The 976-nt window shown below is 64.8% G+C and carries 1 protein-coding gene; it reads left to right on the top strand.

Annotated elements, in window-relative coordinates:
• Window positions 1-205 precede the first annotated feature (205 nt).
• The gene (locus V6U77_RS29875) at window positions 206-976 is read left to right on the top strand and encodes an AfsR/SARP family transcriptional regulator (RefSeq protein ID WP_334610075.1); all 771 of its coding nucleotides are present in this window, start codon (window positions 206-208) and stop codon (window positions 974-976) included.

Here is a 976-nt window from a genome sequence, read left to right on the forward strand (position 1 = left end):
CGTGCGCCGTTCATCCGGCCCGGATGACGGATTCACGCCCCACCACCACCCGACAATGCCTGACCAGCAACTCCACACTGCCAACCCGATAACCCACACCATGCACCCCCACCTCCTACGGGGTGCCCTAGGGGTGCCTCACCAATGACCACCACTGAGAAACTCGACACCCACCGGACACACGCCACACCCACCGGAGGAACCCATGCAATTCTCCGTACTCGGCACCACCGAAGTCACCCACCACGACCACCACCTCGAACTCGGCGGAATCCGCCAACGCGCAATCCTCGGCTACCTCCTCCTCAACGCCAACAAAGTCGTCGCCACCAGCCAGATCCTCCACGCCATGTGGCACGGCAACCCACCACCCACCGCCCGAAAAATGGTCCAAAACGCCGTCTCCGGCATCCGCCGCATGCTCACCACCCACCCCACCACCACCACCCTGCGCACCCACCCACCCGGCTACCAACTCCGCATCGACACCGAAACCATCGACCTCTACCGCTTCCGCCGACTCGTCCGCGAAGGACGCCACGCCACCACCACCGGCAACCCCCACCACGCCGCCCAACTCCTCACCGAAGGACTCACCCTCTGGCGCGGACGCGCCCTCGCCGACCTCGTCGAAACCGGCACCTGCTGGTCAGAACTCGCCGCCATCGAAGACGAACGACTCTCCGCCATCGAAGACCGACTCGACGCCCAACTCGCCTGCGGCAAACACCGCGAAATCACCCCCGAACTCGAAATCCTCACCACCACCGAACCCCTACGCGAACGCCTCTGCCACCAATTCATGCTCGCCCTCTACCGCAGCGGCCGCCAAGTCGACGCCCTCCGCGTCTACCGACGCACCCGCGAAGCCCTCATCGACAACCTCGGCCTCGAACCCGGCCGCGACCTCCAACAACTCCAACAACGCATCCTCGAACACGACGCCAAAATCCAGATCCCCGTACTGGCCCACTGA

This window comes from Micromonospora sp. CPCC 205546 (assembly GCF_036902715.1).
In the GTDB taxonomy this organism is placed as follows: Bacteria; Actinomycetota; Actinomycetes; order Mycobacteriales; family Micromonosporaceae; genus Micromonospora.

Excerpts from the sequence above, each read along its gene's own strand:
- V6U77_RS29875 (WP_334610075.1), top strand. The coding sequence starts at position 206 with ATGCAATTCTCCGTACTCGGCACCACCGAAGTCACCCACCACGACCAC.